This window comes from Candidatus Mycobacterium wuenschmannii, from assembly GCF_030252325.1.
Lineage (GTDB): Bacteria > Actinomycetota > Actinomycetes > Mycobacteriales > Mycobacteriaceae > Mycobacterium > Mycobacterium wuenschmannii.
In genome coordinates this window covers 2,806,467-2,830,854 of sequence record NZ_CP126981.1, presented here as the reverse complement: position 1 = coordinate 2,830,854, position 24,388 = coordinate 2,806,467, and the positions used below count along the sequence as shown (strand labels likewise).

The 24,388-nt window shown below is 62.7% G+C and carries 18 protein-coding genes and 2 pseudogenes; 8 read left to right on the top strand and 12 right to left on the bottom strand.

All coding sequences use genetic code 11. The features are described from left to right. Positions 1-9: 9 nt before the first annotated feature. The gene (locus PT015_RS13350) at positions 10-879 is read right to left on the bottom strand and encodes a metal-dependent hydrolase (RefSeq protein ID WP_285185013.1); all 870 of its coding nucleotides are present in this window, start codon (positions 877-879) and stop codon (positions 10-12) included. A 68-nt stretch (positions 880-947) separates the two neighbouring features. Between PT015_RS13350 and PT015_RS13345 the strand changes: the two genes are divergently transcribed. Together PT015_RS13345 and PT015_RS24705 are read left to right on the top strand one after the other, a co-directional pair. After that, on the top strand, positions 948-1,622 hold the full coding sequence (locus tag PT015_RS13345; RefSeq protein ID WP_285185011.1) for a TetR/AcrR family transcriptional regulator: 675 nt from the start codon (positions 948-950) through the stop codon (positions 1,620-1,622). A gap of 675 nt (positions 1,623-2,297) precedes the next feature. After that, positions 2,298-2,390 carry an IS3 family transposase gene (locus tag PT015_RS24705; RefSeq protein ID WP_390887806.1) on the top strand — a complete coding sequence of 31 codons (93 nt, stop codon included), beginning with the start codon at positions 2,298-2,300 and terminating at the stop codon, positions 2,388-2,390. A 209-nt stretch (positions 2,391-2,599) separates the two neighbouring features. Here the strand turns inward: PT015_RS24705 and PT015_RS24805 are convergent. The 9 genes and pseudogenes from PT015_RS24805 to PT015_RS13305 all read right to left on the bottom strand — a co-directional run. Continuing rightward, positions 2,600-3,016, bottom strand: a pseudogene (locus PT015_RS24805) (IS30 family transposase); the annotation flags it as partial. Between the two features lie 103 nt (positions 3,017-3,119). Next, a complete protein-coding gene (locus PT015_RS13340) occupies positions 3,120-4,583 on the bottom strand; it encodes a flavin-containing monooxygenase (protein ID WP_285185009.1) in 1,464 nt (487 codons plus the stop codon). 205 nt (positions 4,584-4,788) lie between these two features. Continuing rightward, on the bottom strand, positions 4,789-5,934 hold the full coding sequence (locus PT015_RS13335; RefSeq protein WP_285185008.1) for an acyl-CoA dehydrogenase family protein: 1,146 nt from the start codon (positions 5,932-5,934) through the stop codon (positions 4,789-4,791). 296 nt (positions 5,935-6,230) lie between these two features. Beyond that, entirely contained in the window at positions 6,231-6,914 is a 684-nt protein-coding gene (locus tag PT015_RS13330) for a transglutaminase-like domain-containing protein (protein ID WP_285185007.1), read from the bottom strand. After that, positions 6,911-8,368 (bottom strand): cytochrome P450, encoded by a 1,458-nt coding sequence (locus tag PT015_RS13325; RefSeq protein WP_285185006.1) that lies wholly within the window; start codon positions 8,366-8,368, stop codon positions 6,911-6,913. Before PT015_RS13325 ends, PT015_RS13330 begins: the two co-directional genes overlap by 4 nt. Positions 8,369-8,557: 189 nt before the next feature. Continuing rightward, positions 8,558-11,653 (bottom strand): MMPL/RND family transporter, encoded by a 3,096-nt coding sequence (locus PT015_RS13320; protein ID WP_285185004.1) that lies wholly within the window; start codon positions 11,651-11,653, stop codon positions 8,558-8,560. Then, positions 11,650-12,087 (bottom strand): DUF6188 family protein, encoded by a 438-nt coding sequence (locus tag PT015_RS13315; protein WP_285185003.1) that lies wholly within the window; start codon positions 12,085-12,087, stop codon positions 11,650-11,652. Before PT015_RS13315 ends, PT015_RS13320 begins: the two co-directional genes overlap by 4 nt. 75 nt (positions 12,088-12,162) lie before the next feature. Next, a complete protein-coding gene (locus PT015_RS13310; RefSeq protein ID WP_285185002.1) occupies positions 12,163-12,810 on the bottom strand; it encodes a TetR family transcriptional regulator in 648 nt (215 codons plus the stop codon). Continuing rightward, a complete protein-coding gene (locus PT015_RS13305; RefSeq protein WP_285185001.1) occupies positions 12,807-13,328 on the bottom strand; it encodes a PaaI family thioesterase in 522 nt (173 codons plus the stop codon). Before PT015_RS13305 ends, PT015_RS13310 begins: the two co-directional genes overlap by 4 nt. A gap of 108 nt (positions 13,329-13,436) precedes the next feature. Here PT015_RS13305 and PT015_RS13300 point away from each other — a divergent pair, with 108 nt between their 5' ends. Next, on the top strand, positions 13,437-14,111 hold the full coding sequence (locus PT015_RS13300) for a TetR/AcrR family transcriptional regulator (RefSeq protein WP_285185000.1): 675 nt from the start codon (positions 13,437-13,439) through the stop codon (positions 14,109-14,111). Between the two features lie 125 nt (positions 14,112-14,236). Here the strand turns inward: PT015_RS13300 and PT015_RS13295 are convergent. Beyond that, positions 14,237-15,516: pseudogene (locus tag PT015_RS13295) on the bottom strand (IS256 family transposase). Between the two features lie 286 nt (positions 15,517-15,802). Between PT015_RS13295 and PT015_RS13290 the strand changes: the two are divergent. Both PT015_RS13290 and PT015_RS13285 read left to right on the top strand, forming a co-directional pair. Continuing rightward, on the top strand, positions 15,803-16,453 hold the full coding sequence (locus PT015_RS13290) for a TetR/AcrR family transcriptional regulator (RefSeq protein WP_285184999.1): 651 nt from the start codon (positions 15,803-15,805) through the stop codon (positions 16,451-16,453). 120 nt (positions 16,454-16,573) lie between these two features. Then, positions 16,574-18,118 carry a long-chain-fatty-acid--CoA ligase gene (locus PT015_RS13285; RefSeq protein ID WP_285184998.1) on the top strand — a complete coding sequence of 515 codons (1,545 nt, stop codon included), beginning with the start codon at positions 16,574-16,576 and terminating at the stop codon, positions 18,116-18,118. A 109-nt stretch (positions 18,119-18,227) separates the two neighbouring features. Here the strand turns inward: PT015_RS13285 and PT015_RS13280 are convergent, their stop codons facing one another. Then, positions 18,228-19,403 carry an acyl-CoA dehydrogenase family protein gene (locus tag PT015_RS13280; RefSeq protein ID WP_285184997.1) on the bottom strand — a complete coding sequence of 392 codons (1,176 nt, stop codon included), beginning with the start codon at positions 19,401-19,403 and terminating at the stop codon, positions 18,228-18,230. A gap of 117 nt (positions 19,404-19,520) precedes the next feature. On the opposite strand from PT015_RS13280, the gene PT015_RS13275 reads away from it, so the two are divergent. Genes PT015_RS13275 through PT015_RS13265 form a run of 3 tightly spaced genes read left to right on the top strand, consistent with a single transcriptional unit; the run spans position 19,521 to position 24,372 of the window. Further along, entirely contained in the window at positions 19,521-21,122 is a 1,602-nt protein-coding gene (locus PT015_RS13275; RefSeq protein WP_285184995.1) for an acyl-CoA carboxylase subunit beta, read from the top strand. Further along, positions 21,122-23,161 carry an acetyl/propionyl/methylcrotonyl-CoA carboxylase subunit alpha gene (locus PT015_RS13270; protein ID WP_285184994.1) on the top strand — a complete coding sequence of 680 codons (2,040 nt, stop codon included), beginning with the start codon at positions 21,122-21,124 and terminating at the stop codon, positions 23,159-23,161. The genes PT015_RS13275 and PT015_RS13270 overlap by 1 nt, the downstream gene beginning before the upstream one ends. Before the next feature lie 56 nt (positions 23,162-23,217). After that, positions 23,218-24,372 carry an acyl-CoA dehydrogenase family protein gene (locus PT015_RS13265; protein ID WP_285184993.1) on the top strand — a complete coding sequence of 385 codons (1,155 nt, stop codon included), beginning with the start codon at positions 23,218-23,220 and terminating at the stop codon, positions 24,370-24,372. The last annotated feature ends 16 nt before the right edge of the window (positions 24,373-24,388 follow it).

Here is a 24,388-nt window from a genome sequence, read left to right as displayed (position 1 = left end):
ACACCTTTGCTATCCGAGCTGAGCGATTACGGTCTGTGAACCGTCTTGGTCGAACAGTTCCTTGCTCCAACGCTCCAGGACCGCAGCACTGTCCCAATCATCAGGGTGGAAACCCGGGCGGTTGTAGGAACGGAAACGCCGCAGCGCATCAGCGGTGAACATCGGGGTGCGACTGAAGCGGTACAAGCTGCGCACCAACGTGACCGGGTTATACGAGGCCTTGTCAGACGCCATGGACAAGGCGGTCTGCAGAATGAGTTCGCCGAACAAAATTACTGAAGCGATCCGCATGCCCAGTACACGGGTGCGCTCGGTTCCTCCAATCAGCCGATAGACGTCGAAGGCGACCGCTTTGTGCTCCGACTCCTCGAACGCATGCCACAGCAGAATCGGTCGAACCTCTGTCTGTCCAATGAGCGTCTGGGCGTCTTCGCTGGTAAGAATGATTTCCGCCAGCGTAGCGGTGTAGTGCTCCAATGCGGAAGTCATGGACAGCCGCATTTCCGGCGAAAAGCGCCGTTCCAATCGCTTGATCAAGCGTGCGACGTGACGATCGATTCGCGCGGTCGGATAACCCATGGCCTGGAGTCGTTCGTTGAGGAGCCGATGCTGGTGTCGGTGCGTGGCCTCTTGTCCGATGAAACCCTTGACCGCTGTCTCCAATTGGGGATCGTCGATGGAACTCTGGAAGTTCCTGACCGAGCGGATGAAGAAATCCTCGCCTTCCGGGAACGTCGCGGAGAGCGTCGAGATGAAATGGCTCATCACCAAGTCGCCGTCTACGAAGTGTTGCCGCTTCGTGGAGGTCGGCATCGGAAACCGAACACGCCGGGGTTTTGGCAGCACCCGGGTCCTGGTCGGGGCTTGATCGTCCGACATTTGAGGTCCTTCCTCGAAGTTTGATCTGACTTTATGCCTTGTCAGATAAGACTGCCAGACTGTAGGACATGAGTCCAGCACGTGTTTATGGCGGGCTGTCCGCAACTCAACGCGATGCGCAGCGCCGCGTGAGGTTGATTGATGCCGCGGTCTCAATCATGGGCACCCACGGAGCTACCGCGTGCACCGTGACTGCCGTGTGTGCGAAGTCAGGATTGACGAGCCGCTACTTCTACCAGCAGTTTCGCGACCGAGACGCGCTCTTGCGCGCAGTCTTTGCCAAGATCTCCGCCACCTTCCAAGCGGTGATAACCAGCGCCATTCCGGACGACACGGTTGCGCCTCAAGAACTCGCTCACGCTCCAATCAAGGCCCTGGTTCAGGTAATCGAGAACGATCCCAGCATGGCCCGCATACTGTTTGTCGAATCTGGCGCCGAACCCCTCCTTCGGCAACTGCGAAGTGAACTGATGACCGATTTTGCGGAGCTGGTCCTCAGAGAGGCCCGTTTGCACCTCGATATACCCAGCGATGTGCTTCAAGTCGCAAATCTCGCCGCTACCTACGGTGTCGGGGGCCTGTTCGAGATACTCCGTCGCTGGATAGACGGACAACTACACCTGTCGACGGAAGTGCTCATCGAGCACTGTGCGGGTTTTCTGGGAATTCTCGGCCTGTACACCCTTGGGCTAGTGCCAGGTCAGGCCGCTCCACCGCTGGCCGCGGTTGAAGAAACCCGATAGCTTCTGATCGGCTTGATGCGCGACTGAACTGGCTGACGGACACGGCGCGACGTAGGCGAACACTCCAGGCGTTTACCCACGGTCGCGACGGTGGAGTCTCAAAGCCAAGATTGGGGAACTCGATACGAACTCGCAAGTAGCTGGCTGCTGGCGTGTTCCCGTTGAACAAGTCCATCTGATCTGTACCCGTGTAGTAGGTCCACCGTTGTGAGAGTCCAGGGCAGAGTGACCAGCAGGAGTTCACATGCCCCGTCGGCACTAGTGGTCGGTGCGCCGGCAAATAGTTGCGCGGCTACGCTCAGGTGAACCGTGGCCGTGCCGTGGCGCCCGAGACCGGGTTCTGCCAGGCCACCCTGTTCGGTTGAAAACGTCAGGCATACATCGATGCCGGAGTCATTGAGGGCACCCCTAGTGTCGAAGCCGACGAGCTGGCCGCCGCCCACAAGCGCATCGCCGCGCTGGAATTCGAACTGGCGTTGACTCGGGATGCCTGCGAGTTGTTCGATGAGCAGGCGGGGTGCACCCAAAACGCAAAATGCCGACGCGCGATAACTCAAGGGCTGATCGCGCGATGGCATTCAGCCCGATCTGCCTGTCGGATAACGGGATTAGCGCGTTTCCTTTGCAATACCACCGTCGTCGCCCAGTCCCGGACCGCAAGGTGAGCGGCTCATCGTGACCGACACGATCACCGAGATCTACCAGCGATCTCGCGGCACCTACGGGCGCCGCCGAGTCCGTGCGGCGTTGCGGCCGAATACGAGATGAACGTAAAACTCAAGTTGGTCCACTCGATCAGACCGAACACGGCCTGTGCGGACTATTGCGGCCGGGAGGACGAAAACCCCGCGGCGACATACCTGTTGACCTGATCCAACGAACAGTTCAGCTCCACTCGGCTCAACGAACTGTGGTGCACCGACATCGCCGAGCACCCAGCACACCTTGGATTTCAGCAGTCGCCGCAACGGTCAGGGTCAATAGGCGTCTACTAAAGCAGCCAGCCGTTCGGCGGGGGTGTCCAGTTGAGTATTTGCGGGGTCGTCCGTTGAGCTCTTCGGCGACCGCCGTAGTTCCTGGCATTGTGGTGTGACGGGTCGGTCCCGCATGGGCAGTACCGGCGCAGTGGCCCGTTGGTGTTTTCATTGCTGCCGCGCTCCCGCGGCGATCCGGGATCTGCGAAGTAGACCTCCATATTCGTAGCCATACTGAACGCACTAAGTTCGACCATCTCTGCGCCTTGGTCTCAGGTCAAGCTCGCTCGCAGCGCCTCGGGCAGCTCAGCTGACGGTGGTGATCAGGCTGTCGCGCACCGCGTCAGCGTTTTGCTCACGATCGAGGTGTCCAAGCATCATGTAGCGGCTGGACCGCTCTACCAGAGTTGCGATCGCTGAGCCGCCGGCGGTGCTCGTGATAGCTACCGTCCGGAGTAAGTGCTTGCTGTTACTCACAAATCGCCCGATCGGCGCGCAATGTGCGACCAGGCCCTGGTCGGTCTTAATTTGCGAGCCCCGTCCTCCGACCGAACACCATCGCCTCGGTGATCCGGTCGAACCGGTAGTCGATGGCGTCGGCGTAGTAATTTTGCCGGACGTTCCAGGGCCGCTTGATTCCGGACTTGGGCAACGCGTGCGGGGCGCGCAGCACATAGCCGGCTTGGATGTCCCACGCCGGCTTCTCCGGCATCGGCTCGCCGGACAGATGCGGATAGGCGTGGGTGTAGCCGTGAGAGGCCATGTGCGCCAGCAGTTTTGCCGTCGCCCGGGCGGTCATGTCGGCGCGCAGCGTCCACGATGCGTTGGTGTAGCCGACGCACCAGAACAGGTTCGGCACTTCCTCCAGCATGTGGGCCTTGTAGACGAAGCGGTCCTGCGGCTTGACCTCGCCGCCGTCCATTGACACCGTCACCCCGCCCAGCGCCTGCAGTTGCAGCCCGGTCGCGGTGACTATCACGTCGGCATCCAAGTGCGCACCGGACTTCAAAGCGATTCCGGTGGAATCGAAGTGGTCGATGTGATCGGTCACCACCTCGGCTCGCCCGTCACCAATCGCGACGTAGAGGTCGGCATCGGGAATCAGGCACAGCCGCTGATCCCACGGGTTGTAGCGAGGCTTGAAATGGGTGTCGACGTCGTAACCCTTGGGCAGGTAGTGCACGGCGATCGAGCGGATCCACCACTTCACCAAGCCTGGTGCCGTGCGGGCCAGAAACCAGATCACGCCTTCCAGCAGCGCGTTGCTCTGCCGCGCGTAGGAATAGGCCAGCTTGCGCGGCAGGAACTTTTGTATGAAGTTCAGCCCTCCACTGCTACGCGCCGCGGAGAACAGGTACGTCGGCGACCGCTGCAGCATCGTCACCTTGGACGCCTTCTCGGCCAGCGACGGGATCAGCGACATCGCGGTCGCCCCACTGCCGATCACCACGACCTTCTTGCCCCGGTAGTCGAGGTCCTCGGGCCAGTACTGCGGATGCACGACGGCGCCCGCGAACTCGGTGAAGCCGGGGAAGTCCGGGGTGTAGCCCTCGTCGTAGTTGTAGTAACCGGAGCCGAAGAACACGAAGCGGCCGCGAAACACCTTCTCGTCGCCGTCCTGCGTGGCGGTGACCGTCCAGGTGTCTGACGAGGAATCCCAGTCCGCAGAGCGGACGTGGGTGTTGAACTCGATGTGCTCGTCGAGGCCGTACTTGTGCGCCGTCGCGGTCAGGTAGGCGCGGATATCCCCGCCGTCGGCAACCCGTTGCTCTTTCGTCCACGGCTCCCACGGGAAGCACAGCGTGAAGATGCTGCTGTCAGAACGCACCCCGGGATAGCGGAACAAGTCCCAGGTGCCGCCGATCTGCTCACGGCGCTCCAGGATGACGTAGGTCGTCCCGGGATTGCGCTCGGTGATGCGATAGGCCGCGCCCAGCCCCGAGATGCCCGCGCCGATAACGACGACATCAACGTCGGTTACGTCCATCGCGATCCTCGTTTCTCGGCCGGCACCGTGAGGCCGCCTTAGTCGGGTGATGTCGAGATTCCATGTGGAACGGCGCAACGAAATTCTGGGCCGCGGTGGTTCCGCTGACTTCGGTGAGAATGCTCCTTCGGCAACCCGACAGTGCGCTGCGTCGGGCTGATCTTGGCTGGCGGGCGGCCGGTGGACTCCCAATTACGAAGAGCCGTCATAAAGAGCGCGAAATGATTTCTTTCATCACTTCGTTTGTGCCGGCATAAATCTTTTGCACGCGCTGATCGACCCACAGCCGAGAGATTGGGTATTCCATCATGTAGCCGTAGCCGCCGTGCATTTGCATGCAGTCATCGAGAACCTTCATCGCACGTTCCGTGGTCCACCATTTCGCCATGGCTACTGTTGGAACATCGAGTTGGCCAGCCAAGTGCAGCTCAATGCAGTGATCGAGAAAAACGCGAGCAATCCGCGTTTCCGTCGCCGCTTCCGCAAGGGTAAACTTTGTGTTCTGGAAACCAAACACCGGTCGCCCGAAAGCTTCGCGCTCACGTGTGTACTTCAGTGTAAGCTCCACCGCGAGTTCCATTGCGGCCACCGCTCCAATCGCCACGATCAAGCGTTCCTGCGGCAACTGCGTCATCAGCTGGACGAAGCCTTGACCTTCGTCCTCGCCAAGTAAGTGAGTACGCGGGACCCGGACACCATCAAAAAATAGCTCGGATGTGTCTTGGCCGCGCTGCCCAATCTTGTTCAGTACTTTTCCTCGCCGAAAACCGGGGCTGTTGGCTTCGACGACAAACAGGGAGACTCCAGCCGCACCCTTAGTCGAATCGGTCTTGGCCACTACCACGATCAGGTCGGCCTGTTGGCCGTTCGTAATGAAGGTCTTCGAGCCCGTGATCACGTATTCGTCGCCGTCCAGAACGGCTTTGGTCTTTACACTCTGCAGATCCGAGCCGGTTCCGGGCTCTGTCATGGCGATGGCGCCCACAAGATCGCCAGATGCCATCCCGGGCAACCACTTTCGCTTCAAATCCTCGGTGGCATAGTGCAGAATGTAGTGCGCAACGATCCCGCTGTGCAGTCCCGCGCCCCATGAGCTGTCACCCACTCGAGCCTGCTCCTCGAGCACGACTGCTTCATGGGCGAACGTACCCCCGCCGCCGCCGTATTCCACGGGTATCGACATACAAAGCAAGCCCAAATCTCCCGCCCTGTTCCATAGGTCACGATCGACATGATGCTGTTCGGCGAATCTTTCGGCGTGGGGCGATAACTCAGCAGCGAAAAATTTTGCGGCTAGATTGCGTAACTCGTGAAGTTCAGAGTTCATCCAAGGTGAAGTAGGGGTAGACATTAGATCCTTTCAATTTCAACGTCGACCAACTTTGGCAGTCGATCAAAAAGTTTAACGATATATTCGCCTAGCGAATGCAAGGTCGGATTGGTTTGCACCGCACTTGTTTCCAACGCTAGACCATGGCATCTCAGAGCCGCCACCTCCGTTCCGGGGCGACCATTACGCAATCTTGGCGATCAAGTAATTCGTCACGGCTAAATCTAGCTCCGTCAAAAATCATAGCCTGCGTATCACCGTGAAATTCCGAGAAGATGCTCGTTAATGCGGTGATCGCTAGTGAATCGTCCCGCGTCCTACCCAGCATGCTGATGTGGGCTCGCTTCCCTGGCGAAGAGGTCTACACAGCTGCGCGGTTGCTCGATGAAATTCCCGTAGTGTGCACGCAGCGCTACCAGGATCTCGGTGAGTGGCAGGTCGTCGAAGGCTCCGCGGTCGCGAAGGTACTCCATGTGCTGCGCGCCGTCGGCGGTGAAGCTGTGCAGTAGTGCGTCGTTGTGGCCGTCGAATTCAATCGGCGCAACACCGAAGCGTGCGCACAGTTCGTGGTTGAAGGCCGGTGTCGCCTTGACCCATGCGCCGTCGAGCAACATCAGGCTGTAGCCGTGGTAGACGAAGACGTCAGATCCGCCCATCCGCTCGCGCAACGTATCGGTCTGCAGGTGGTTTCGCACGTCGGCGAAGCCGAGGAGCGCTGGGATGCCGACCGCTCGGCACGCGGCGGTCAACAGCACGGCCTTCGGGATGCAGTACGCGCGCTCGGAACTAGCTACCGTGCTCGCGCGGTAGCTAGTCGGGTCCGCGCTGACCGTGTAGGGGTCGTACCAGATGGAGTCACGCACGCTGGTGAAAAGGGCGATGGCCCTGTCGGTTTCGCTGTGCGCGCCGCGGGTGGCGGTGGCGGCGAAGTCTTGAACCGCCTCGTGTTGCCAATCGAGGAATTCTGTCGGTTGGAGATTGCGGGTGTGGCCGGCGCTCATCGGCGCCGCAAATTCAGCGGTAGCCCATCGACGGGAATGGGCAACGAGGTGTTGTCCCAACGTATGTCGTAGCCCGACGGGACCGTCCAGGTGTAGGTGCGCAGCATGCGGTGCAGGATGGCCTTCACTTCGAGCGTGCCGAACTGCATGCCGATGCATTTGTGCGCTCCGCCGCCGAACGGCACCCATCCGAATCGGTGTGCTTGATCCTCACGTCGTGGTTCGTCGAAGCGGGATGGGTCGAAGCGGTCAGGGTTGCGCCAGATTGCGCGATCAAAATGATTCACCGCTGGGGTCACTGCACACATGGTGTCGGCAGGAATGTGATAGCCGTCGATGGCTGCGTCGCGGACGGTTTTGCGCATCACCAGCGGTACGGGCGCGAGCAGCCGCAACGACTCTTTAAGGACAAGATCGATAACTTCCATGCGATCGAGAGCTTCGATATCGGGAAGCCCGTCACCTATGGCGTCAGCTTCGGCCGCTGCAGCCTCCTGCCACTCGGGGTGTTTGGCGAGAAAATATGCGACAGCGGTCGTGGTGATCGTCGACGTGTCGTGGGCGGCCATCATCAGAAAAATCATGTGATTGATGACATCGTCGTCGGAGAAGCGCTCGCCTTCCGGGGTGCTCGCTTGGCACAGTGCGGCGAACAAATCGTCGGTGTCCCCGCCGCGCGCGTCCGGTAGATGCCGCGCGAAGTAGTCTTCGAGCAGGCGCCGGCCACGCACCCCCGCGCGGAATCTGGTGCCGGGAAGCGGCACGCGCACAATGGAACTGGCTGCGCGAACTGTAGCGACAAAGGCCTCGTTGATTGCGTCACTCTCACTCTTTCCGCGACCGCCCATGAAGACGTCCGTCGCAATGTCTAGGGTGAGGTTCTTCAGCAACGGGTAGATCCTTACCTCTGATCCTGTCGGCCACAGGGGTATTGCCTCGCTGACGCACGGCGTCACCTGATCGACGTAGCGGGTGAGCCGGGGGCGGGTGAAAGCCTCCTGCATGATCCGTCGATGCATGAGATGTTCATCGAAGCTCATGAGCATCAGTCCGCGGTGAAAGAATGCGTCGATCAAAAAGGACCAACCGTCTTGCGAGAATGCTTTCGCCTCGCTGGTCAGCGCCTCTCGAGTGGCATCGGGACCCGCGATGACCACCATCTTCGTGCCGAACGCCCCCATCCATGACACTGAGCCGAGCCGTTCGTAGCGCTCCCGAGTGAAGTCCGCCCCGAAGCGGATGTAGTCCAACGTGTGCCCCAGCAGGGGAACGCCCGGGTCGCCCAGCACCGCTTTCAAACTGCTGCCGGGTGGTGGGGGAGCGAGTTCACTGGCCCTCCAGTCGCGGCTGAATCGACGCCAGCGTTCCTCTACGGCCTGTGGTGCCGGCGTGAGCACGACCGAAGACAGTCGCTCTCGGAGGTGCTCCACCGGCGACTTAACACGACTGGGCATGTTCGCTCCTGCACGGGTAGGGATCCAACGCGTCGATCTATTTACATTTATAGCAAGTTTGTCAATACATGAACATTAATGCGAAATCCGTAAAGGTCACTGTGGGGCGCTGGTGGCCTCTCGGGTCGTCCGGAAGCACCCCGAAATCATGGGAATGACACAGCGTGATCCTGGATTCCGATCGAGGGTTCACGATCGAATGTGTTGTGGCGATGGGAAATCGGCGGGATTCGGTAACGGGGGACTCGTGGTGCGTTGGGGCCACCAGCTTGCTTCGCGGAGCAGGGTGGCGATGGCGGGGACGGTGAGAGTGCGGACTAGAAAGGTGTCGAGCAGCAGTCCGCAGCCGATGATGAGCCCGACTTGGATCATGATGGCGATGGAGCCGACCATGAGGCCGAACATGCTGGCGGCGAAGATCAGTCCTGCTGAGGTGATGACGGAGCCGGTGCTGGCGACGGTGCGCAGGACGCCGACGCGGATGTTGCGGTTGGATTCTTCGCGCAGTCGTGAGACGAGCAGCATGTTGTAGTCGGCACCGACCGCGACAAGGATGATGAATGCGAGTAGCGGTACGGGCCAGGCGATTTGGTAACCGAGCCACGTTTGGAACACAAGAACGCCGATGCCGAGGGAGGCCAGGTAGTTCAGGACGACGGTGCCGAGCAGATACAGCGGGGCCAGGACCGCTCGGAGTAGTACGACCAGGATCAGGCCGACAATGAGCAGGGTGGCTGTGGCCAGTAGTGCGAAGTCTGACCAGAGCAGTCGTTGGATGTCGGCGTTGAGGGCGGGGAAGCCGGCGACGGAGATGGTGGCGTTGGCCAGTGAGGTGTTGGGCCGGGCCGCGTTGCCGACGGCGACCATCTGGGTGGCGAGGTGTGTGGCTTGGCTGCTGTAGGGGTCGTAGCTGGATTCGATGGCGAATCGTGCTGTTTTGCCGTCGGCCGACAGGAATAGCTTTGCTACGTCGGCGAATTGGCGGTTCTCGAAGGCGTTGACGGGTAGGTAGAAGCCGCTGGCGGAGTCGGCGATGGTGCTGGCGCGAGCGGAGTTTTGCAGTTGGGCGGCGATCTGACTCATCCCGGACAGTAGTTGCAGGTTGCTGTCAACGAGGGTGTGCACGCCGGTGGCGAGTGCTTGCGCGCCGGAGGCGAGTTGGTTGATGCCGTCTTTGAGGCGGCCGATGTTGGCGGCCATGTCATCGGAGTTGCCGAGCGCGCCGAAGGCGTGGTCGAGTGCGGCGACGGCGGCTTGTACGTCGTTGAGGGTGCCGGCGACGGTGGCGTTGGCGGAGGGGTTGTAGTGGTCACCGAGGTCGGCGACCTGGTTGAAGAAGCCGTTGTTGTTCAGGGTGGTCAGAATCTGGACTTGGTCGCGGATTTGGGCGCACTGTGGTGTGGTGGCGCACCACGGTGAGGTGTTGAGCGCGCCGACGAGTGGGTCGATGGTGGTGATGGCGTTGTGTGCTTGGTCGGCCAGCGGGCGGATGCCTGGGCCGGCTTGGATCGCGCCGTCGATGTTGGGTGCTGTTGCTGAAAGTTGTTGCAACAGTGGCTTTAATTGCTCGACGCGGACGCCGGCTGCCGATGCCTGACGTAGAACGCCGGTCAATGGTGTGAGAGCGGTGCGCACGGTCGTGTCGAGTTGGGCGAGCCCCCCGGCGAGCAGGTCTGCGCCGTTGGTGAGTTTGGCGAGGTCGTTTTTGCGGGCGTTTCCTTCGTCGAGTGCGCCGGCCATCTTGTCGCCGATTTGCCCGTTCTGCCAGGCAAGTTTGGCTTGGTCAAGACGCGCTCCGGCTGGGCGGGTGACGCCAGAAACTTTTGTGACACCGGGGATTTGGGCGATGCGGGATGCCATCTCATCGAGGTCGGCGAGACCGCGACCGCTGCGCATGTCGGTCGGGTTTTCCACGACGACGAATTCGCTGATGACGACGTCTTTGCGGAAGTGGCGGTCTAGCAGTCGGTAGCCCTGGTTGCTGGCGGTGGTGGCGGGTTGGCCTTTGCGGTCGTCGTAGCTGATTTTGATGGTGGTCGCGACCGCGGACAGCGCGAGCAAGATGATGAGGCTGATCGCTAGCAGGGGGACGGGGCGTCGGACGACGGCGACGGCGACACTGTTCCAGTAGCGGCGGGTGCGGTCGGGTTTGGGGTCGCCGATCCCGCGGCGACCGGCAAGGCTCAGTACGGGGGGTAACAGGGTGACGGTGGCCAGGAAGCCGACGAGGACCGACAGTGCGCAGGCAGGGCCAAGGGCGGCGAAGACACTGAGTTTGGCGAACACCATGGATAGGAACGCGAAAGCGACGGTGGCGGCTGAGGCGAGGATGACGCGCCCAATGCTGGCGGTGGCGTAGATGGCTGCTTCGTCGGGGGATACACCGGCGCGGCGTTGTTCGTGATAGCGGCTGATCAGAAACACCGAGTAGTCGGTGCCAGCTCCGAGCAGGATAGCTCCCATGAACGCGATGGTGAATTCCGATACGGGCATGCCGAATTCGCCGAGCGCGGACAGCACGCCGCGGCCAAGACCAAGGCTCAGGGCAATGACCAGCAGCGGCAGCAGAGCAGTGACCACGGAGCGGTAGACGACCATCAGGATCAACGCGATCAGCGCGGCGGTCGCCATCGAAATGAACAGCAGCGCGTGCTCAGCACTGGCGATCTGATCGCTGAAAGTCGATGGCGGACCAGTCACATACACAGTGGTTGTTGTGCCGGCGAATTCGCGTGCCGCGATGGCGCGCACCACGCCGACGGATTCAGCGGCTTCGGGACCGCCCAGGGTGCCGGCCACACCGACCGGCAGATACCACGCCTTGCGGTCTTGACTGACGGCCTGGGTTGCGGTGACCGGGTCGGCGAGTAGGTCCTGCACCAGCAGCACGTGGCTGGTGTCGGCGCGCAGTCGGGCGACCAGGTCGCCGTAGTGGCGGCGGGCGTCCGGCGTCAGGCCGGCGGGATCTTCCATCGCAACGAACAGCATGGTTTTGGAGCCTTGCTCGCCAAACGCCTTACTCATCCGGTCGATGGTTTGCAACGCGGGCGCATCCCGAGGTAACAGGTCGACCGACTGCTGGCGCACCACGGTCTCCAGTTGCGGAAACAGTATCGCCAGGGCAACAGCAGCGCCGATCCACACCGCGAACACCACGGCCTTGTGACGGACGGCGAAAGAGCCGACCCGCGCCAACCGCGGGCTGTATTCACTTGCGCCGCCCGGTCGGTCAGCGCGGCGTTGGGCTGGGCGTGTGGTGTTGGGCGTGAGGGTGGTGTCGGTCATGTTGTCCTGGAGGCGATTTCGGCTGGTACGTCCTCGTCGTCGGGTAGGTCGTGGCGCACAGTGCGGACCCGACCGCCCGGCAGGCACGCCATGTAGCCGTGGTGTTTGCCATAGAGTTCCCAGGCCGCGATCTGGGTGTCGGCGGCGACCTCGATGGCGTGGCCGCGGGAAAACCGCACGTGCAGCGTGCCGTTCTCGGTGCACCACGCTTCGGTGCACACTGAACCGGCCAGGTCGAATAAGGGCCGCTCGCACTCCGAAAGGTTTGTCGGGTCGATCTCCACGACTTCGGCCGGATGCGGCCCTGTTGGGGGGAGCGTGAGGTGCAGACGCCCCGAGATGACCAGTTCGTTGTAATCATCCATATTCAGCACCAGGCCGTCTTTGAGGGACATCCGCTGTACTGTGCAACACTCGATCCACTGGTTGATCATCACATGCTCCTTTGACTCAGTCGCCGGATCAGACCACCAACGGTACTACTAGTATCGCTACGATACTAGTAGTACCTAAATGCCGTTGAACTGGCCATTCAGTAATAGGGTCACGCCGCGGTTGATGCGGTCGTAGGCATCGGACGCGGAGATACGATCACCGCTATAGGCGCTCAGATTGGCCAACCACACGTCGGTGATCAGGCGGGCGATCTCGTAATGGTGCTCGGTGGCAGTCGCACCGCCGAGTGCGTTGGCGAAAAGCTGCTGAACCACCGCGACGGTCTCGGCCGTCACAGTCGCTGCGGCGCTGTCGGCCACGACCATCGCGCGCGTCGTGGCCTCGGTCAGTTTCGGGTCGCGCTGCCACTCGGCGTGCAATCGGGATGTGAGCAGCGCCAGCCGCTGGCCGGCGGTGGTCGCGCAGGCCGCCCAGTCACGGTCGGCGGCGACCCGTTCGAACTCCCGCTTGAGCACCGCGATCAGCAAATGGGTTTTCGATGGGAAACGCTGGTACAGCGTGCCGACGGCGATACCGGCAGCGCTGGCTACCGAGCGCATCTGCACCGCATCAAAGCCACCCGTAGCAGCGGCACGCAGTGCCGCATCCAGAACCGGCTCGTATCGAGCCGGATCATCAACGGTTTTGCGTGACAGACGCTGGCCCCCAGCGTCTTTACGTGCGCGTGGTGTGCCGGTCCGGGGTGTCGCTGATGCGGTCACGGCGTGGGGTCGCCCGATCCTGGCGACTCGGAGATGGCCGCGAGCCTCTGGAACACGTCGCTGAACGCCGTCAGGTCACCGTGGGCGCCGAAATGCTCGGCCGTCACGATGATGAATAACGCTTTCGCCGTGAACCTGACCATTCCGTCGCTGCTGCTTCCCGCGCCCGTGACATGCAGGGCGCGGCCATCGCGTGACTCGACGTGCGCGGTGATGCGGTGGGGTTGGTATAACGGCACGGGCTGCAGGTAGTCCACGGTTAGACTTCGGGTGACCGCCGGGGTGCCCGCCACCCACAAGGTGAAGCCAAACAGGTCATCGCATACGGCGGCGACTGCACCACCATGCGCCAAACCCGGTGCGCCGCTGTGGCGTTCATCGAAGGTGATGTCGCTGAATACGCTGTCACCATCGCGAAAGACGGTCAGCTGGAAGCCATGCGGATTGTCGGGTCCGCACCCCATACACGTCGGCGTGTGAAACGGTAGACGGCTAGGCGGCAGCGTTTCCTCGCTCAATTCGCACTCCCCGGTACTTTCGGTGTCGCTACGCTACTCTTAGTACCACAACGAGAAGGACCGCGTAATGTCATCACCCGAACACTGCGCAGCGACCAAGGTGGTGACATGACCCGCGAACAGGCGAGCACAGAGCCGGACTATGACTCCGACGACATCGATCCGCGCCGGATTCGTTCGCGCACAAGGCTGCTCGACGCCGCAGCCAACCTGCTCAGCACCGGAGGCGTCGAAGCCGTCACCATCGACGCCGTCACCAAAGCCTCCAAAGTCGCACGCACCACCCTCTATCGCCACTTCACCAGCTCATCGCACCTCCTCGCAGCCACCTTCGAGCGGCTACTACCGCACGTCACACCCCCGACCCCAACCAGCGGCACGCTGCGCGAACTCCTCGTCGAACTACTCAGCCGGCAAGCAACGCTGTTCAGCGACGCCCCGCTACATGTCACCACCCTGGCCTGGCTCGCCCTCGGCCCCAGCGGCGCCGCCGACAGCGAACGCCAACGCGCATCCGGGGCGTTGCGTGCCCGCGTCATCGACCAATACCGCAAGCCATTCGACGCCCTGCTCCAAAGCCCCGACGCACAAACCCAACTCGGCGACTTCAACCTCGAACTCGTCCTCTGCCAACTTGTCGGACCCCTCGCGTTCGCGCGAATGACCGGCTTCCACACCATCACCCACGACGACTGCGCCCAGATCGTCGACGACTTCCTTACGGCCCACCGGCGCGCGCCGCAGATTGCTGCACCGACGACAAACGCGGCCAGCGCCTCGTAAGCTCAACACCAGGTCGCGATCGATTTCGTTAGCGGCAATAGCCTTGACTACCAACACATATCGAACTGGCTAGGTCTGCGGCTCAGTCGGGACTATCGCGTTAACGGTGTTTCCGGCGGTTTCCATTAGTAGGTTTCGGCCGCCGGGAAACGGTCGCTGAAGGTGATCGCGAACGCGTTGAGCGCTGGCTTCCACCGCATCGTCCATCGTGCCCTGCCGGTACCCGTCGGGTCTAGGGAACGCGTCACCAAGTAGAGGCATTTCATCGCGGCCTGCTCGGAGGGGAAGTGGCCGCGGGCCTTGATCGCTCGCCGGTAGCGGGCGTTGAGGGACTCAATGGAATTCGTCGAACAGATGACTCGGCGGATCTCGACGTCGTAGTCCAGGAACGGGATGAACTCGCTCCAGGCGTTGTCCCAAAGCCTTATCACCGCTGGGTAGCGCTGCCCCCATTTCTCGGTCATCTCGTCGAACGCTGAGCGGGCTGCTGCGGCGTTGACCGCGGTGTAGATCGGGTTCACGTCGCGTTTGATCTCGTCCCAGTATTTGCGCGAGGTAAGCCGAAATGTGTTGCGGATCAGATGGATAATGCAGGTCTGCACAATGGCTGGGGCCAGACGTTGCTGACCACCTCGGGCAACCCTTTGAGTCCATCGCACACGACGAAGAAGACGTCCTTGACACCGCGGTTGCGTAAGTCGGTCAACACGCTCATCCAGAACTTCGCGCCCTCACCACCGCTGCCGGCCCACAGGCCAAGGATGTCGCGTTCCCCGGCCAGGCTCACCCCGATCGCGGCATAGAACGGCCGGTTGGCGACCTGCCCATCACGGACTTTGACCACGATGGCGTCGATGAAGATTGCCGCGTAGATCTCATCCAGGGGCCGCACCGCCCAGTCGTTCATCTCCTCGATCACCTTGTCGGTGATCCGGCTGATCGTCTCCTTGGACACCGACGCCCCGTAGATTTCGGCGAAGTGCGCCGAGATCTCGCCAGTAGTCAGGCCTTTGGCATACAGCGACAGCACCACCTCATCGACGCCCGATAGCCGCCGCTGGCGTTTCTTGACGATCTGCGGTTCAAACGTGGCGGCGCGGTCGCGTGGCACGTCGAGCTCGACAGCTCCGGTGGTCTCGGTCAGCACCGTCTTGGCCCGGGTGCCGTTGCGGATATTGCCACTACCGGCACCGGCGGGGTCATGCTTCTCATAGCCCAGGTGCTCGGTCATCTCCTCATTGAGGGCAGTCTCGAGCACCACCTTGGTTAGCTGCTTGAGCAGCCCATCAGGCCCGGTCAACGACAGGCCTTGTTCTTGCGCCAGCCGCACCAGCTCGGCCGCGGCCTGCTGCTCGGCGGACTGCTCCACCGGCTTTTTCTTTGTCACGCCATCCAGTGTCGTCATCACGGCACCTTCCTCGCCGAGGATCCCTCAGCGCATCAGGCCGGAAACACCGTTAAATCCACAGTCCCGCTCAGTCGGCTGCAAAGAAGTCGCGCCGTACCAGTCGTGAAAGAGTAAGAGCTATTTCCGCGCCCAGCCCCAGTTACTGCAAATTCACACGGCCGAGTTGGCTCGTGTGGTCGAGGCGGTCTGCTCAGTCATGTCGTGAGATGCTGTGGGGTGGTGGCCTGGACAGTTAGGACCTTCGCGGCGATGCGGCAGGTTTTGGCACCGGAAGGATGTCGACGTGGTGGATACCGTTGCTCGCAGCCGACGGCGCGGAGAGGACCGTCGGGCGCAGATCATTGCGGCAGCGACACAACTGATCGCCGATCGCGGTTATCACGCTGTCTCGATGGCTGATATCGGCCTGGCGGCCGGGGTGGTCGGTCCGGCTATCTACCGGCATTTCGATAGCAAGGCCGGGTTGCTGTCGGCGTTGTTCGAGCAAGTTATCGACGCTTTACACCAGCGCGCGTCGGCAATCGTTGAGCAATCCAGGGCCGGAACCGAAGGACAGGCTTTGACGGCGCTGGTGGCTGACCATGTGGCGCTGGTGATGAATCAGCGCGAGCTCGCCATTGTCTACTACCGGGAGGTCCACAATCTCGCCGACCATCAACGCAGTCGGCTACGCCGGAAGCAGCGCCTGTACCTGCAGGAATGGGTGCACGTCCTCGGCGAGTTGCGTCCTGAACTCGACGAAGCCGAGTTGCGCGCCTTAGTGCACGCCACAATCGGCGCGATCCAGTCAACCCTTCACTACCGCGATACAGGACTACCACCGGAGCGGGTTTCTGCATTGCTCGCCCAAGTTGCTCACGGCGTCCTGGGCGTGCACCCCGCGCGTTCTCAGAAGCAATCCAGACGCGCGCAGGGTATCGACGCCACCGCTTAGCGCCTCCACAGGATGCTTGTGGGGCCGTGCGTGAAACGCCTAGAGTTAATCCTCGATAACATAGGCTCCGGTTGTCCATAGAGCTTATGCCGGCGTGACACGAGAAACGGGGGCGCATCGATGTACCTCACTCAGGGCCTGCACAGAGCTGTGCAGCATCACCCGAACCGACCGGCCACGATCCACGGGGATCGCATCAGGACCTACGCGGAATCGGCGCAGCGAGTAGCGAAGCTGGCCGGCGCTCTGCGCAGTATTGGTGTGCAGCGAGGCGACCGGGTGGCGATGCTTGCACTGAACTCGGACCGCTATCACGAATACCTACTCGCGGTCCCATGGGCGGACGCGGTGCTCAATCCGCTCAACATTCGGTGGAGCGCCGCCGAGATCGGCTACGCGCTGACCGACTCGCAGACCGATGTGTTGTTCGTCGACGACGCCTTCAGCGCGCTGGTTCCGGCGCTCCGTTCGTCGTGCCCGCACCTGCGTTACGTCATTCATTGCGGTGACGGGCCGACCCCGGCAGGCATGCTGCCGTATGAGGAACTGGTAGCTAGCGGCTCCCCGGGCGACGATATACGGCGTAGCGGCGATCAGATTGCTGGGATCTTTTATACCGGCGGCACGACCGGCCTGCCCAAGGGTGTCATGCTCAGCCACGCGAACCTGGTTACTTCGTCGCTTGGAATGCTCAGTGTCGGAAGCTTTTTAGGCGACGGAGCGCGCCTGCTTCACGTCGCACCACTGTTCCATCTGGCCGACTTGGCGACGTGGGCCGCTCAGACCGCGCTGGGGGGAACTCATGTCATGCTCTCGACCTTCAATCCAGAAGATATTCTGACTGCTGTTGAACAGCAACGAATTACGGATGTGCTTCTCGTACCCACGATGCTACAGTTGGTCGTCGATCACCCGCGCGTCGACCAATTCGACCTCTCCAGCCTGACAAACGTGATGTACGGTGCTTCGCCGATCTCGGAAGCGGTCCTTACGCGCGCGATGAGGGCGCTCCCTGGAGTGCGGTTCATGCAGGGCTACGGCATGACGGAGTTATCACCGCTGGCGACCGTTTTGCGCCCTGAAGATCACGCCGACCCTGAGCTGCTGCGTTCCGCCGGACGCGCCGCTCCGTGTGTTGAGGTAAAGATCGTGGGTCCTGACGACCGGGAGCTCCCACGCGGCGATACCGGCGAAGTCGCGGTGCGCGGGGGCAATGTAATGCTGGGCTACTGGAACAAGCCCGAAGAGACGTCGGCAGCTCTACGCGGCGGATGGATGCATACCGGAGATGCCGGTTACATGGACGAACAGGGTTACGTCTTCGTCGTGGACCGACTCAAGGACATGATCATCTCAGGCGGCGAAAATGTCTATTCGACCGAAGTCGAGAACGTGTTGGCCGATCATCCGGCAGTCGCGGCATGCGCGGTCATCGGTCTGCCCGACGAGAATTGGGGCGAACGCGTACACGCGGTTGTCGTCTTGGCCAACGATCACACCACCACAGCACAGGACCTCCGACAGTTCTGCAGAGACCGAATTGCCGGCTACAAAGCACCTCGAACCGCATCCTTCGTCGACGCGTTACCACTCTCGGGCGCCGGCAAAGTTCTCAAACGGGAACTAAGGAACCAACTGCAAAGTCAAAGCGCCGCCCAGGCTTGACCGTGATGACCTCGGGAAGTGCGCGAGTTACGCAGATGCACTCGGGTGATCGAGGCGGTGCCGGGGCGGCGCCCAGGTTACGACTTGCACGGTGATTTTTGCACGGATATCACAGGCCGATCTGCTTGGCGATGATCTCCTTCATGATTTCAGTCGTGCCACCGCCTATGCCGAGGATGCGCGAGTCGCGATAATGGCGTTCGACCTCGGTCTCCCGCAGATAGCCCATGCCTCCGTGTAATTGCACAGCGCTGTCGACCGCAAGATCGCACGCGGCGACCGCCGCGTTCTTGGCCATCGACACCATGGTCACGTTGGTGTCGCCCGCGACGATGCGGTCGACGGCGGCGCGGGTGTAGGTCCGCGCTACATCGACGGCCGTTGCGATGTCGACGATCTTGTGGCGGACGACCTGGCGGGTCGACAGCGCGCGGCCGAATGTCTCGCGTTGCTTGACCCACTGCAGGGTTAGATCAAGGCAGCGTTGCGCGGTGGCGTAGCACTGGACGGCGATGAAGGCGCGCTCGACCTGGAACTGTTGCATGATCTGGACGAAGCCGCTGTTCTCCGCGCCGACGAGGTTGGCGACGGGAACCCGCACGTCGGCGTAGCCCAGTTCGGCGGTGTCCGAGCACCACCAGCCCATCTTTTTCAGCGCGCGTGACACGCTGAATCCGGGCGTGCCGCGCTCGACGACGAGCAACGAGATTCCGCCCGCGCCGGGGCCGCCGGTCCGTACGGCCGTGGTGACGAAGTCGGCACGCACCGCCGACGTGATGAACATTTTGGCTCCGTTAACGACGTAGTGGTCGCCGTCGCGCACGGCGGTGGTGCGGATCCCGGCTACGTCGGAGCCGGTGTCGGGCTCTGTGACACCGAGGCTGCCGATCTTCTCGCCCGAGAGCGTCGGCGCGACGAACCGCTGAATATGGTCCGGGTCACCCTGAGCGACCATGTGCGGCAGGGCGATGTTGTGCGTCAGCAGGCTCGCCAGCACCCCTGATGAGCCGCCGGCCGCCATCACGCCCTCGGTGAGCAAGACGAGGTCGCGCAGGTCGCCACCGGCGCCGCCGACCTCCTCGGCGAAGCCGATACCGAGCAGTCCGGCCCGCGCTGCGCTGCGGTGCAATTCGCGCGGCAGCTCCCCGGCCTCCTCCCATTCGGTGATGTGCGGGGCGATTTCCTTGCGGGTGAACGACTGCGCCAGATCGCTCAAGGCGAGCCGCTCCGGGGTCTTCCAGGGGTTGGCCGTCGCTGTTTCGGCGTGCTCGTCCAGTTGGGTCATGTTGACTCTCTCCTGATCGACCGCGACTCCACCTAGCCACGGTTGTCTCCTGATGTTAATTGCGGCTAACATTAGCGCGTCACCAGGTCGACGTCGATGCTCGTTGGGAGGGAAGCGTTGGTTCACGTCTTGCCCGATCAGGTTGATGACACTGCGCCGGCTTATCTCGAGAACCGCCAAGGATTGAGCGAGCATCTCGACACGATCGCAGAGCAGCTGGCGATGGCCAACGGGGGTGGCGGCGCGAAATACGTTGCGCGGCATCGCAAGCGAGGCAAGTTGCTCGTCCGCGAGCGCATCGAGCTCCTTCTCGACCTCGACACGGCGTTTCTCGAGCTGTGTCCTTTCGCGGCCTGGGGTACGAAGTTTCCCGTCGGGGGCAGTGTGGTGGTCGGCATCGGCATAGTCGAAGGCATCGAGTCGATGATCATCGCCCACGACCCGACAGTCCGCGGCGGCGCATCGAACCCTTACACCTTTCGTAAGGTGTTTCGCGGCATGGCCGTGGCGCGGGAGAACCGCCTGCCCATCATCAATATCGTCGAGTCCGGCGGGGCCGACCTGCCCACACAGGCCGAGATCTTTGTGCCCGGCGGGCAGCTGTTCCACGACTTGACTCAGCACAGCGCCGCGGGACTCCCGACGCTGGCGTTGGTGTTCGGCAACTCGACCGCGGGAGGTGCGTACATCCCGGGCATGTGCGACTACGTCGTGATGGTGCGTAATCGTTCGAAGGTGTTCCTCGGCGGTCCGCCGCTGGTCAAAATGGCCACCGGCGAGGTGTCCGACGACGAGTCGCTCGGCGGCGCCGACATGCATGCGCGCACATCAGGGCTGGCCGACTATATGGCCGAAGACGAGCAGGACGCGATCCGCATCGGCCGGCGCATCATGGCGCGGCTCAACTGGCGTAAGGATGGCGTGGGGCCCACTATGCCCCCACTTCCGCCCGTTCATGACCCCGACCAATTGCTCGGCATCGCGTCGGTCGATCCGAAGGTGCCGTTCGATCCCCGCGACGTCATTGCTCGAGTGGTCGACGGATCGGCTTTCGATGAGTTCAAACCGCTCTACGGCACGTCACTGGTCACTGGCTGGGCCTCGATTCATGGTTTTCCGGTCGGCATCCTCGCCAACGCCCGCGGCATCTTGTTCAGTGAGGAGGCCGAGAAGGGATCGCAGTTCATCCAGCTGGCGAATCAGATCGACACTCCACTCATCTTCTTGCAGAACACTACGGGTTTCATGGTCGGCGCCGAGTACGAGCAGGGCGGCATCATCAAGGACGGCGCCAAAATGATCAACGCCGTGTCCAACAGCACGGTCCCGCACGTGACAATCACGATGGGTGCGTCCTACGGAGCCGGGAATTACGGCATGTGCGGGCGGTCGTACTCGCCGCGCTTTTTGTTTGCCTGGCCGAACTCGAAGTCGGCTGTGATGGGTCCGGCGCAACTGGCCGGCGTGCTGTCCATCGTGGCGCGCGAGTCCGCCGCCGACCGCGGGCTGCCGTTCGACGAGGAGGCCGACGCGCAGATGCGTGCCGCTGTTGAAGGGCAGATCGAGCGCGAGTCCGTCGCGTTGGCCAACAGCGGACGCCTCTACGACGACGGGATCATCGATCCCCGGGATACGCGGACCGTTCTTGGGTTCTGCCTTTCTGTGATCCATAACGGCGAAATCCGTGGCCAGCGCGGCTACGGCGTGTTCAGGATGTGATGGCGGTGCCTGTGATTCGCAAGGTCCTGGTCGCCAACCGTGGCGAGATTGCGCGGCGGGTGTTTCGCACCTGCCGCGACCTCGGCATCGTGACGGTGGCGGTTTATTCCGACGCCGATGCCGACGCGTGGCATGTCGCTGACGCTGACGAGGCGGTGCATTTTCCCGGTTCGTCTCCCGCCGAGACGTATCTCGACATTCAACGGCTGATCGCTGCGGCTTCGCTGACTGGCGCGGATGCTGTCCACCCCGGCTACGGCTTCCTGTCCGAGAACGCTGCGTTCGCGCGTGCCTGCGCCGCCACCGGCCTCGTCTTCATCGGTCCGCCGCCCGAGGCGATCGACGCTATGGGCTCGAAGCTGCAGGCCAAGAAGATGATGTCTGACGCGGGGGTGCCAGTGTTGCCGGGCGGCGACACCACGGGCCTGTCGACCGAGCAGCTGGCGAAGTTGGCCGCCGACGTCGGCTACCCGGTCCTGGTCAAGGCCAGCGCTGGTGGTGGCGGCCGGGGCATGCGCGTGGTTACCTCGCCGGGCGAACTCGACGGGGCGGTCGCAGCGGCCTCGCGCGAGGCCGCTGCCGCGTTCGGCGACGGCACCGTTTTCCTCGAGCGCTACCTCCAGCGCCCGCGCCACATCGAGATTCAGGTTATGGCCGACACGCACGGCAACGTCGTCGCGCTGTTCGAGCGGGAGTGCTCCGTGCAGCGTCGGCACCAGAAGGTCATCGAGGAGGCGCCGTCCCCGGTCGTCGACGAGGCGTTGCGCGCACGGATGAGCGAGGCCGCCGTCGCCGCTGCGCGCGCGGTCGGTTACGTGGGGGCGGGCACGGTTGAATTCGTCTACGACGCCGGCCAGGACGGCCAGGGCGGCACCTTTGCGTTCTTAGAGATGAACACCCGGTTGCAGGTCGAGCACCCCGTTACCGAGCTGATCACCGGTCTCGACCTGGTACGTGCCCAACTGCTGGTAGCCATGGGCCGCCCGTTGCCTGCGGAGATGCACAACCTGCGAATAAACGGCCATGCGGTCGAGGCCCGTCTGTGCGCCGAAGATCCGGCGGACGAATACCGGCCTTGCACGGGGACCCTGCGCACCATGGACATCCCGGCGCTCGCCGGCGTGCGCGTTGACTCGGGGTTTCGCGCCGGTTCGGTGATCGGTCACCACTACGATTCGCTGCTGGCCAAGGTCATCGCGTGGGCGCCCACCCGCGACGAGGCCCTCGCCGGCCTGTCGGCCGCGCTAGCCCGCGCTCGTATCCACGGCGTGACCACCAATCGCGACCTGCTCGTGCGCGTTCTGCGCCACGACGAGTTTGCCGGGTGGGGCACCGACACGGGCTTCCTTCAACGACACGACGTCGCCGAACTCGGCGCGGCCCTGGTTGACGCGCAGGCCGAGCGCTTGCACGCCGTCGCGGCGACCGTGGCCGGCGTTTCGGCACGGCGTGCTGTAGCGACGCTGCAGTCCACGCTGCCCGCCGGGTGGCGCAACAATCCTTCTCAGCCTCAGACCACGACCTGGCAGACGAGAGACGGGCGCGAAGTGCGTGTCGGATACACGCTACGTCCGACGGGAACTTGCTTGTGGGTTGACGACGATCTGCTCACCGACATCGAGATCGCCGAAAGCAGCAGTGAGCGCGTCGTGCTGTGTGTCGGCGGCGTGAGGCGCGCCTACGATGTCGTCCTCGATGACGATCTTGCCCATGTCGACTCGGTCGCGGGGTACTCGTCACTACGCATAGTGCCGCGCTTCGTCGATCCGAGCACATTGGCTCCGCCCGGATCGCTCACCGCGCCAATGCCGGGCTCGGTGATTCGACTGCCGGTCGCCGAGGGCGAGAAGGTGTCGGCGGGCCAGAAGCTCGTCGTCCTCGAGGCGATGAAGATGGAGCACACCGTCGCCAGCCCGATTGACGGGGTGCTCAGCACACTTCCGGTCCAGGTCGGCCATCAGGTCTCCACCGGTGACGTGCTCGCCGTCGTCGAGGCGGTGGACGGCAGTGAGGTGGCGTCGGACGCGACCGAGCCCTAGGAAAACCGACGGCGCTGCCGACCGGGCAGCGTGCCACCACAGACGTTAGGAGCGTCATGGAATTGCACGAGACAGAGGAACGCCAAGACCTGCGCAAGGCGGTCGCTGAGATTGCCAAGGACTTCGGACACGAGTACTACCTGGAGAAATCGCAAGCTGGCGAGAAGAGCACTGAGCTCTGGCAGGCAGTGGGCAAGCAGGGCTTTCTCGGCGTGAACATTTCGGAGCAGTACGGCGGTGGCGGTGGCGGAATATACGACATGCAGATCGTCGGAGAGGAACTCGCCGCGGCCGGCTGTCCGCTGCTGATGACCGTCGTCTCGCCGACCATCTGTGGCACGATTATCGAGGCCTTCGGAAGTGAGGAACTCAAGCAGCAGTGGCTGCCGGGCATCGCCAGCGGAGAGACGATCATGTCTTTCGCTATCACCGAGCCGGACGCGGGGTCGAACTCTCATAACATCTCCACGACCGCCAGACGCGACGGCGACGACTGGGTCCTCAACGGCACCAAGTACTACATCTCTGGTGTCGACGAAGCCGAGGCGATCCTCGTCGTTACCCGCACATCCACTAACGACAAAGGTCGCGGGCTACTCAGCCTCGTAGTCGTGCCCACCGACGCTCCTGGGTTGACCAAGTCGCTGATCCCGGTCCAGGCGGTCACCCCGGAGAAGCAATTCACTTTGTTCTTCGACGATGTCCGTGTGCCTGCCGCGAACCTCATCGGCGCTGAGAACGAGGGCCTGCGCCAGGTGTTCATGGGCCTGAACCCTGAGCGGATCATGGGCGCAGCGCTCGGCAACGGCATCGGCCGCTACGCGCTCGACAAGGCCGCCAACTACGCGCGCGAGCGCCACGTGTGGGGCGCGCCGATCGGCTCGCACCAGGGGGTGTCGCACCCGCTCGCCCATGCCAAGATCCAGGTCGAGTTGGCCCGGTTGATGACCCAGCGCGCCGCCGCTCTGCACGATGCCGGCGACCCCGGGTCGGGTGAGGCGTCGAACATGGCGAAATACGCCGCGGCTGAGGCAGGGATACTAGCGCTCGACCAGGCGATCCAGACCCACGGCGGCAACGGTATGGCCACCGAATACGGCCTGGCCACGCTGTGGGGCCCGGCCCGACTCATGCGCACCGCGCCGATCAGCCGCGAGATGATCCTCAACTTTGTGGCGCAACACAGCCTGCACCTTCCGGCGTCCTACTGAGTCGGGGCTGGCGGGA

Coding starts and splice junctions, on each gene's coding strand:
- PT015_RS13345 (WP_285185011.1), top strand. CDS start 948: ATGAGTCCAGCACGTGTTTATGGCGGGCTGTCCGCAACTCAACGCGAT.
- PT015_RS13320 (WP_285185004.1), bottom strand. CDS start 11,653: ATGACCGACACCACCCTCACGCCCAACACCACACGCCCAGCCCAACGC.
- PT015_RS13315 (WP_285185003.1), bottom strand. CDS start 12,087: ATGATCAACCAGTGGATCGAGTGTTGCACAGTACAGCGGATGTCCCTC.
- PT015_RS13335 (WP_285185008.1), bottom strand. CDS start 5,934: ATGTCTACCCCTACTTCACCTTGGATGAACTCTGAACTTCACGAGTTA.
- PT015_RS13340 (WP_285185009.1), bottom strand. CDS start 4,583: ATGGACGTAACCGACGTTGATGTCGTCGTTATCGGCGCGGGCATCTCG.
- PT015_RS13350 (WP_285185013.1), bottom strand. CDS start 879: ATGTCGGACGATCAAGCCCCGACCAGGACCCGGGTGCTGCCAAAACCC.
- PT015_RS13285 (WP_285184998.1), top strand. CDS start 16,574: ATGTACCTCACTCAGGGCCTGCACAGAGCTGTGCAGCATCACCCGAAC.
- PT015_RS13325 (WP_285185006.1), bottom strand. CDS start 8,368: ATGCCCAGTCGTGTTAAGTCGCCGGTGGAGCACCTCCGAGAGCGACTG.
- PT015_RS13270 (WP_285184994.1), top strand. CDS start 21,122: ATGGCGGTGCCTGTGATTCGCAAGGTCCTGGTCGCCAACCGTGGCGAG.
- PT015_RS13300 (WP_285185000.1), top strand. CDS start 13,437: ATGACCCGCGAACAGGCGAGCACAGAGCCGGACTATGACTCCGACGAC.
- PT015_RS13280 (WP_285184997.1), bottom strand. CDS start 19,403: ATGACCCAACTGGACGAGCACGCCGAAACAGCGACGGCCAACCCCTGG.
- PT015_RS13330 (WP_285185007.1), bottom strand. CDS start 6,914: ATGAGCGCCGGCCACACCCGCAATCTCCAACCGACAGAATTCCTCGAT.
- PT015_RS13265 (WP_285184993.1), top strand. CDS start 23,218: ATGGAATTGCACGAGACAGAGGAACGCCAAGACCTGCGCAAGGCGGTC.